The organism is Mucilaginibacter sp. P4_E8 (genome assembly GCF_056401495.1).
In genome coordinates, this window is record NZ_JBFUJG010000153.1 from 1 (window position 1) to 10,603 (window position 10,603).

Genomic DNA, 10,603 nt, shown 5'->3' on the forward strand with positions numbered 1-10,603 from the left:
AGCCTATGTGGCGTGTGCTGAAAAAGAATACTTAGAACTCATATCGAAAATAGCTCAAAAAACAGATAAGGAAAAACTCAATATTGAATTATTTAATATCATCGGCAACGACATTAACGCCTAAAATTTGGCTTTTAAAATATATAAATTACAAGCAGGATATGGCAATTTCATATTCACAAAGCATCTCAATTTTTCACCCGTATAACCCTCCAATATTGCAACTTTTCAATGCATCAAATAAGCTACATTGTAACTTTTCTCTTGCGTTTCACTTTCTTTATGTTTTATTTGCAAAAAATAACTGCTAAATGGCCAAAAATTTACTCATTGTAGAATCTCCGGCGAAAGCCAAAACTATTGAAGGATACCTTGGTAAAGACTTTACTGTTAAATCGAGCTATGGCCACATCCGTGATTTGATAAAATCTGAAGATGCGATTGACACAGCCAATAACTTCACACAAAAATACGAAGTACCTGCCGATAAAAAGCAAGTAGTGAGCGAGTTGAAGAAATTAGCTAAGGAAGCAGAGATGGTTTGGCTGGCATCGGACGAGGACCGTGAGGGTGAGGCCATATCCTGGCATTTATTTGAAACACTGGGTTTAAAAGATGCTACTACCAAGCGCATTGTTTTTCATGAGATAACCAAACCTGCTATTTTACGTGCCATTGATACACCGCGTAAAATTGATTATAACCTGGTAAACGCACAGCAAGCACGCCGTGTGCTCGATAGGCTGGTTGGTTTTGAGCTCTCCCCTGTTCTATGGAAAAAAGTTAAGCCATCACTTTCGGCTGGTCGCGTGCAATCAGTGGCCGTAAGGTTAATTGTTGATCGCGAAAGGGATATCAATAAATTTAAATCAGAAGCCGCTTTTAAAATAGTGGCCATATTTGGCAAGGGTAAAGAAGCTTTTAAGGCCGAACTACCCGAGCGTTTTAGTCAGCAGGAAGATGCAGAAAAGTTTTTAAACGACTGTATAGGCGCCGATTTTGAAATACGTTCATTAGAAACCAAACCCGCCAAACGGTCGCCGGCCGCTCCCTTTACTACATCAACCCTGCAACAGGAAGCCAGCAGGAAACTTGGATATTCCGTTGCGCGCACCATGCAAGTGGCACAAAGATTATACGAATCGGGTTATATCTCTTATATGCGTACCGATTCGGTAAATTTATCCGAAACCGCGTTGGATGCCGCTCAAAAAGAGATCGTATCAGCTTACGGCGATAAATACCATCAGCTAAGGAAATATAAAACCAAGAACGCAAGCGCGCAAGAGGCTCACGAAGCAATCAGGCCTACTTATTTTAATAACCATACTATTGATGGTGAGTCGGCCGAAAAACGTTTATATGAGCTGATCTGGAAACGTGCCATAGCTTCGCAAATGAGTGAAGCACAGTTTGAAAAAACCACCGCGAAGATCAGTATATCAAGCCGCAGGGAAGAACTGACCGCCAACGGCGAAGTAATGAAGTTTGATGGTTTCCTGAAAGTTTACCTTGAATCTGACGATGAGGAAGAAGATACTCAACAGGATGGCGAAAACACCATGCTGCCGCCTTTAACCAGGGGACAGCGCCTGGCATTGCAGGAAATGTCGGCAACGGAGCGTTTCTCTCGTCCACCGGCACGGTATACTGAGGCAAGTTTGGTGAAAAAGCTGGAAGAATTGGGCATAGGTCGTCCATCAACCTACGCCCCTACCATATCAACCATACAAAATCGTGGTTATGTAGTTAAGGAAGAGCGCGAAGGTAAAATTCGCCACTTCAGGGTATTAACCTTAAAAGGCGATAGCGTTGTAAAGGAAGATAAAACCGAGAATACCGGTGCTGAACGCGGTAAATTATTTCCAACAGATATTGGTTCGGTTGTGAATGACTTTTTGGTGCTGCACTTTAATGATATTGTAGATTTTAACTTTACAGCCAGCGTTGAAAAACAATTTGACGAAATAGCACAGGGTTTAAAGGAGTGGACAGCTATGCTGCACGATTTTTATAACCCTTTCCATAAAGAAGTACAAAGCACTATTGAAACTGCCGATAAAGCCACCGGCGAGCGGGAATTAGGCGTTCATCCGGAAAGCGGCAAAAAAATATCTGTGCGTATTGGTCGTTACGGCCCGTTTGTACAGGTTGGCGAAAGCGCTACAGAAGAGAACAAGGAAGAAAAACCATTATACGCCAGCCTAAGAGCCGGGCAAAGTATCGAAACCATCAGCCTTGAAGAAGCACTTGAGCTATTTAAGTTACCTAAAGTTGTTGGCGAGTATGAAGGTAAAGTAATGAAGGTTGYTATTGGCCGTTTTGGGCCGTACATCAGCCACAATAGCGCATTTATATCCTTGCCAAAAGAAATAGACCCTTTGGATGTTACCGAAGAGGAAGCAATTGTACTGATAGAAGCAAAGCGTAAAAAAGATGCAGAAAAGCTGATCAAAGCATTTGATGAGGATCCGGCTGTTAAAGTATTAAATGGCCGCTGGGGTCCATATATAGAATTTGGCAAACTTAACGTTAAGATACCTAAGGATAAAGATCCTTTAACTCTTACCTATGAGGAATGCAAAGCTTTAGCTGATGCTATGCCTAAAGACGCCAAAAAAGGGCGATTTGGTAAAGCAGCAGCTGTAAAGCCGGCAGCTAAGAAAGCTCCGGCAAAGAAAAAGGCCGCAACGAAGAAGAAGTAAAATCACCTGTCATTTCGAACGAGGTACGAGGAGAAATCTTATACTCATAACTAACCAGCATAAGATTTCTCTCTGCGTTCGAAATGACAGATTGTTTAAATTAATATGCGATGATCAAAGACCTCCCCGAAAATAACGTACAGGATATTGCAGTTGCAGTTGCATTAGAAAGTGAGAACGTTGAGAGCAAAACCTGGTACGTTTATCTCATTAACCTTAAAAAAGAGCCTATTGAAAATGTGATGGTTACCTCTAAAGGTTATGGCGAAAAAGATGGTGTACAGGTAAAAACGTCAACCTTAAGGCACATGTTTCCGGTGGTTCCTGATCAATCATTCAAACTCATTGAACCCATTGATGAGCAAACATTCGGGCTTAGTAATGAATACTGGCTCAGTTATTATATCGGCACCAACATTTACGATAAAAAATTTATCTTTCTGCCCGAAAGCATAGTTGAAATGAATTTCATCAAACTGCCCGTTTTAAATAAACCGGGAGTAATGATATTATAGTGCTGTAAAATAAGTTTTCCGTTTAATTTATTATCATAAATTTTATAATTTACATGATCTTAAATAAACCTATTTCATGGAGAACGGATATACCAGATTCCGCAAGCGTAAAACCTTAATAACTATCATTACATCTCTTGTACTGATTTTGTTAGTCGTTTACATTGTTGCCAATGACCATAAAAAAATGAGGGTCGACCCGGCCTTTAGTAAATATATTGAGTCATATACTACTGGTGTTATATCAAAAGAAAGCCCCATCAGGGTCCGCCTGGCAAGCCAGGTGCAGGTTACCCACCAACAAAACGAGCAGGTTAGCGATGATCTTTTTGACTTTTCCCCATCGATAAAAGGAAAAGCATACTGGATAGATGCCCGTACAATTGAATTCAGACCTGCAAACAAACTCGATCCTGAAAAAAGCTATACCGCCGATTTTGATCTCGGGAAATTAATAGAGGTCCCCAATAAGTTTGAACATTTTAAGTTTGGTTTCCAGGTTGTAAAGCCCGATTTTAATGTAAGCTTTAACGGCTTGCAAACTGCAACCAGTACATCTACCGATGAAATGAAGCTGGATGGACTGGTACAAACTGCGGATACAGAAGACCCGACCCTCATTGAAAAACTCATTACGGTAAATTATGAATTCCCGGTTAAAGTAAATTGGGAGCATAATATAGGTACTAAAACGCATCATTTTAAGATAACAGGTTTAAAAAGGCAGTCGGGTAAGGTTACCCCGGTTACGGTGAGCTGGAATGGTGGTAGTTTAAATGTAGATAAAAAAGGCGATCAGCGTTTTGATGTACCCGCCATCGGCGATTTTAAGGTACTGGACATACGCGCCGTGCAAGACAATGACCAATACGTTTTGGTTCAATTCTCTGATGCCATTATGGTTGGACAAGAACTTAACGGCTTAATAGGCATCAGTAATATTGCCGATGCTGCTTATACCATTGATGGCAGTACCGTAAAAGTTTATGCGCCCGAACGCCTGCAGGGGAATTATAGCGTGTTTGTAAACGAGGGGGTCGAAAACATATCGCACAAAAAGATCACCAAAACCTATACAGCTAATGTGTTTTTTGAGAACAGGCTACCTAATGTAACCATCCCTGGCAAAGGGGTGATCCTCCCCGATTCGGGCAAACTGATGATGCCTTTTGAGGCAGTGAATTTAAACGCGGTTGATGTGAGCATCATTAAAATATACGAAAGTAACGTACCGCAATATTTTCAGAATAATGGTTTTGATGGAGGAGCCGAACTGCGCCAGGTGGGTAAGCCAATTATTCAAAAAACCATCAGGCTTGATACCGACAAAGGGTTAAATCTGAACAAAAAGAACCGCTTCATGCTGGATATCGACCAGATGATCCGTACAGAACCGGGCGCTATTTACCGGGTTGTGATTGGTTTCAGGAAAGAATATTCGTTGTATAACTGCAATATCCCGGGTGCGGGTGTAAAAAAAGGCGACGACGATGGTGATGAGTATGGTGGTGATTACAGCAATAATAGCGGTAAAGTAAATGACGAGGATGACGATTTTTGGGCGAGATACGATAATTTTTATCCCGAAGGCTATAACTGGCAGGAAAGGGACAATGCCTGTACCCCCTCCTATTTCACTAAACAACGCTGGGCCACACGTAATATCATAGCGTCAAACATAGGTCTTATTGCCAAACGGGGTACCAATAACAGTATGCTTGTAGCTGTAACTGATATTTTAAGCGCCCAACCGATGGGTAATGTGGATCTTGAGCTGCTTGATTATCAGAAACAAGTGATCTATAAAACTACATCGGGTGGGGATGGAATAGTTAAGTTCGACCTTAAACGAAAACCTTACCTGTTGGTAGCTAAAAAAGGCGCACAACGGGGCTATTTAAAACTCGATGATGGCAGCTCCCTGCCGCTAACCCGTTTTAACGTGGGTGGCGAGGAGGTACAAAGTGGCTTAAAAGGTTTTATTTATGGCGAACGTGGTGTTTGGCGCCCTGGCGATTCGATCTACGTTTCCTTTATCCTCGAAGATAAATTAAAAACCCTTCCTCCCGATCACCCGGTAGAGTTTGAATTGTATGATCCTAATGGTAAACTTTACAGGCGCATCAATAAAACAACAGCTTTGGATGGTTTTTACAGCTTTCATACAGCTACCGAAACCTCATCACCTACCGGAAACTGGACTGCCAAAGTAAAAGTTGGCGGTGCTTTGTTTGAGAAGAAGATCAAGGTGGAGACCATTATGCCTAACCGCATGAAACTGAGCCTGTCGTTTGGTAACGCGGCCGAGCTTACTAAAGGTAATAATGCTGATGGTAAATTAAGCGCGCAGTGGCTGTTTGGCGGCAATGCACAAAACCTGAAAGCTAAGGTCGATGCCTTTTTATCACCGCAGGCAACAAACTTTAAAAAATATGAGGGTTACGTTTTTGACGACCCAACCCTTGCATTTAATACACAAACTCAAACCGTTTTTGATGGAAAGCTAAGTGCCGAAGGTACGGCCACAGTTAATGCCAATATCAATGTAGAAAAACAAGCGCCGGGACAGTTGAGGGCAAATTTCCTCGTGAAGGTTTTTGAGCCGGGCGGCAATTTCAGTATACAGCAAACCACCATGCCTTATAATGTTTATCCTGGTTATGTTGGGATTAAAACACCTGCAGGCAGCGAGTTATCAGGTATGTTGGTTACGGATAAGGATCACCAGATTGACATTGCCGATGTTGATGTGAATGGCAACGCTTTTACCGGCACCCGCAATGTACAACTGGAGCTATACAAGGTACAATGGCGCTGGTGGTGGGATCAGACCGGGGACGAAACAAGCAATTTTACGCAAGACAAGTTTAACAAACTTATAAAAACCGAAAGCGTACAGCTTAACAACGGACGCGGGAAATGGACCTTACGCATCCCAAAGGCAGATTGGGGCCGTTACCTGATCAAAGTAAAGGACGAGCAAACTGGCCACTCCACCGGGAAGTTCATTTATGTAGATTGGCCAAACTGGTCAGAAAGGTTACAGCAAAGTAATCCTACCGAGGCAGCTATGTTATCTTTCACGTCCGACAAGACAAGTTATAAAGTTGGCGAACAGGCCACGCTCACCATCCCTACTGCTGCTGATGGACATGCACTGATCAGTTTTGAAAACGGCAGCAAGGTTTTAAAAACCACCTGGATAGATACTAAAAAAGGCCAAACCCAATACCGCTTTACGGTTGACGAAACCATGGCCCCTAACGTTTTTGTAAACGTTACCCTGTTGCAAAGGCATTCCCAAACAGTAAATGACCTGCCCATACGCATGTACGGTGCTATCCCGCTGCAGGTTGACAATCCGGAAACTATACTGAAACCGGTGATCAGTATGCCTGATAAGATACGCCCCGAAACACAGTCGGCCATTACCGTATCAGAAGCATCAGGCAAGGAAATGACCTATACCATAGCCATTGTAGATGAGGGGCTGCTTGACATCACCAATTATAAAACCCCTGATCCTCATGACGCCTTTTATGCCCGCGAAGCCCTTGGCGTAAAAACCTGGGACTTGTTTGATTATGTGATAGGTGCTTTTGGCGACGGACTGGAACGTATTTTAAGTATAGGTGGTGACGGTAATTTGGGCAACAACAGAAACGTGTCTGTAAATCGTTTTAAGCCCGTTGTAAAATTCATGGGGCCATTCCACCTCGACAAGGGTGAAAAGCAAACCACGCCCTTTAAACTACCCCAATACGTAGGCTCAGTAAAGGCAATGGTAATTGCCGGGCACGATGGCAGCTACGGTATGACTGAAAAAGYCGTAGCCGTTAAAAAGCCGTTGATGATACTGGCTACCCTGCCGCGTGTACTTGGCCCGGCAGAAAAGGTACAATTACCGGTTACTGTATTTGCCATGGAACCAAATATTAAAACTGTTACGGTATCGGTACAATCAAACGCGTTCAGTAACCTGGCTGGCAATAACCAGAAAACGCTCACCTTTACCAAAACCGGCGATCAGCTGGCTACTTTTGATTTGAACGTTAAGGACTTTGTAGGTGTAGGCAAAGTTAAGATCATAGCCAAAAGCGGTTCGGAAACAGCTGCTTATGATGTGGAGCTTAATGTACGTAACCCCAATCCGCCGGTTACCCGGGTTTTAGAAAAGGAACTTAAACCTGGCGAGGTTTGGAGCACCGCCTATCAGCCGGTTGGCATCAGCGGTACTAATAAAAACACCCTGGAGATAGCCAGCATCCCGCCATTGAACCTGAGTAAACGATTGGATTACCTGATAGCTTATCCTCATGGCTGTGTGGAGCAAACCACCTCTTCGGCATTCCCGCAATTATATTTAGGTCAGCTGCTTGATCTTTCGCCTATTCAAAAGGCCGAAGCAGAGCGGAATATCAAAGCCACTATCAGCAGGCTAAATGGCTTCCAGGTACAAGGCGGTGGTTTGAGCTATTGGCCAGATGGCGGCAATGCCGACGAATGGGGAACCAATTATGCCGGCCACTTTATGCTGGCTGCACAGGCTAAAGGCTACAGTATGYCGTTGGGCTTTATAGAGCAATGGAAAAAGTATCAGAAACAAAAAGCTTTAACCTGGGCGCCTGATTCCCGAAGTTTTTATGGTGCTGACCTGAACCAGGCTTACCGTTTATACCTGCTGGCTTTAGTGCGCTCGCCTGAATTAGGCGCTATGAACCGCCTGCGAGAGTTTAAGTATTTGAGTATAGAAGCTAAATGGCGTTTGGCCGCGGCCTATAAACTTGCCGGGCAGCCAGAAATGGGCTTAAGAATGGTAGTAGGTTTACCCCTTACTATTAAACCATACTACACCATGTACGGTACCTATGGATCTGATCTGCGCGATGAGGCCATGATCCTGGAAACCCTTACCCTGCTTGGGCAGCAGCAAAAAGCTGCCGGATTATTGCGCACGGTAGCAGCAAGATTATCTCAGGATGACTGGTATAGCACCCAAACTACAGCTTATTCGCTTATTGCCATTGCGCAATATTGCGGGCAAAACAAGGCTGCTGGTAAACTTACCTTTAACTATCAATCGGGCACTATCAAAACGGATGTCAACTCAGCATCTTATATATGRCAAGCCGGTTTAGCGGTAAACGGTGGTAAAGTAATGCTTAAAAACAATGGCACCAATAAACTGTATGTAAGGCTGATACAAAAAGGGCAACCCTCATCTGGCCTGGATGTTAAAACTTTTATTGATCCGCAGATCATGCAAATGAGGGTTGGCTATTTTACCATGAGCGGCAAACCGGTTGACCCAACATCCTTAAAACAAGGTACTGATTTTGTGGCGCAGGTGAATATCAAAAACCCGGGCAAACGTGGCCGGTATGATAATCTGGCCCTTACCCAGATATTCCCATCGGGATGGGAAATACTGAACAGCCGGATGCTGAATAATGATGAGGTATTTAAATCATCCCCATCTGATTACCGCGACATACGCGATGATAGGGTGAATACCTATTTCAGCCTGATCGAAGGCAAGGAGGTTACCTATTATGTAATGCTAAACGCTGCCTATGCAGGTCATTATTACTTACCAGCGGTTTACTGCGAGGCCATGTATAACAATTCAATCAACAGCCTTATCAAAGGGCAATGGGTTGATGTAGTGAAATAAGCTTTAAGCAAAAAGCCTAAAGCTAAAGGCTTTTTGCTTAAGTAATTTTTATTGTTTTGAACTGCTTAGCCCCTGTTGCAAGGCTTCAATAGCATTAGCAAGGTAAGCCAGGGGCGCGTTCCAGTTGATGGCTATTTCATTGGCTGCATAGGCCCTATCGTCATCAATATAGGCTTCATCGGGCACAGTTGAAGGAACACGGATACCATCCTGCATACCGGGATTGGCTCCCCCTACCAACAAACCTGGCACCGGCTCAGTTACGCCATCAGCTACCGACGGGCGGTGATGAGGGTGCATAGGCGTTTTACTGCCATAGCCGGTAACATAAGAATAGCCCGTGGCGTTACGGCCCAACAGGTAATCAAGATTAGCCAAAGCATAATCCAGATATTTTTTATTATGCAATAGTTTATAGGCTTGTATCAATAAAACACCTTCGTTTGCAGCTTCGGAGGTACTACCCCATCCAAAATGCTTAGCAGATTGTGTCATTACTGTTTGGTATGCATTATCATCAACACCGTTTATCAGTTCATCGGCAGCAACTATTAGTCGCTTTTTAATTTGGGGCAGGTCTTTTACATTTTTGACATCCGCAGGTACAGTATTTTTCACCAGCGTATAATACCCAAGCAACTTAACCAGCGACCATGTTGGTACGTGCATCTGATCATCAGGAAGCAGGTTAATATTTTTCAGGAAACCATCATCATGTGTGGTAACAAATAGTTCAGATGCCGCCCAGATAAACTCGTCGGCAAAATTATTATCGCCATAAGCTCCGGTAGTTATTTTAGGGCTGAACTTTTTATTCATTTCATCCTGTCTATAGGCTACATCAGGATTCTTAACCGCCCATGTCCAGGCACTTTGAGCGGCGTTAAGACATGAGTCGGCCAGGCCGCGCAATTGTTGTGGATATTGCTTAAATATACGGGCCGACTGTGCCATTACAGCGGCAAAATCTAATGTGGCGGCTGTGCCTTTTTGCACCACATAGCGAGGTTCCGTCCCCTTATCGGGCATCTCAAATTTATCAAATGCGGCGTTGGTTAGTTTATGGTAAACACCACCATCATTAGGGTCCTGCATGGTGAGCATCCAGCGCAGGTTCCATAATGCCTCATTCAATACATCAGGTATGCCATTACCACTTTCAGGAATATTTAGCTTAACTGTTTTCATGTACTCCGGAAAATCCTCATATAATGAAAGCAGTGTGCCGGTAGTTATGCCGCTGTTTACAATGTATTTGTTGTAATCGCCGGCATCATACCAGCCACGCGATGACTTGATCACAGAACCGGGTTTACGTTTTTCGCTTGCTGCTGACGGATGAATCAATACACTGGTATCGGGGTGGCCTTCGGCCCGCTGCCATTTGCCAGCATATTTTGCAGGTAAAGGAGTTGAGGCCCGCATAAAATAATAGGCCTTTATAGCTGCGTTGGCTAACGGCTTATGTACCGAAGCCCTTATTTGAAATGGATAGGAATTAGCAACACCCGGTACATTCAGCAGGTAGTTACCCGGTTTATTAAATGCGCTAAAGTCGGCTATGTAAGTTATCCTGCCCCCAAGGCTGGGTTTAACCGATGACTTTAAAGTACCTGTAAATACTATGGTTTTACCGAGGGTTTGAATAGTGAAAGTGCCAGCCCCAGCATTTAAAACAATGGCTTTCTTTACTGCATTTGGATAAAAAC

At 43.6% G+C, this 10,603-nt stretch carries 4 protein-coding genes; 3 read left to right on the forward strand and 1 reads right to left on the reverse strand.

What is annotated here, in order from left to right:
• Window positions 1-311 precede the first annotated feature (311 nt).
• The 3 genes from topA to AC1DRQ_RS26675 all read left to right on the forward strand — a co-directional run bounded on the left by topA (window position 312) and on the right by AC1DRQ_RS26675 (window position 8,894).
• Window positions 312-2,705 (forward strand): type I DNA topoisomerase, encoded by a 2,394-nt coding sequence (gene topA / locus AC1DRQ_RS26665; protein ID WP_477428433.1) that lies wholly within the window; start codon window positions 312-314, stop codon window positions 2,703-2,705.
• Between the two features lie 110 nt (window positions 2,706-2,815).
• Window positions 2,816-3,220, forward strand: a complete 405-nt coding sequence (locus AC1DRQ_RS26670; RefSeq protein WP_429392268.1) for a hypothetical protein — start codon at window positions 2,816-2,818, stop codon at window positions 3,218-3,220.
• 76 nt (window positions 3,221-3,296) lie between these two features.
• Window positions 3,297-8,894, forward strand: coding sequence for an alpha-2-macroglobulin family protein (locus AC1DRQ_RS26675; protein WP_477428435.1), 5,598 nt, complete (start codon window positions 3,297-3,299; stop codon window positions 8,892-8,894).
• Window positions 8,895-8,942: 48 nt separating this feature from the next.
• Here AC1DRQ_RS26675 and AC1DRQ_RS26680 read toward each other — a convergent pair.
• A partial coding sequence (locus tag AC1DRQ_RS26680) for a glycoside hydrolase family 9 protein (protein ID WP_477428437.1) occupies window positions 8,943-10,603 on the reverse strand: 1,661 nt, incomplete at its 5' end.

Bases quoted from the DNA above. Each gene is read 5' to 3' on its own strand.
- AC1DRQ_RS26670 (WP_429392268.1), top strand. From the start codon at position 2,816: ATGATCAAAGACCTCCCCGAAAATAACGTACAGGATATTGCAGTTGCA.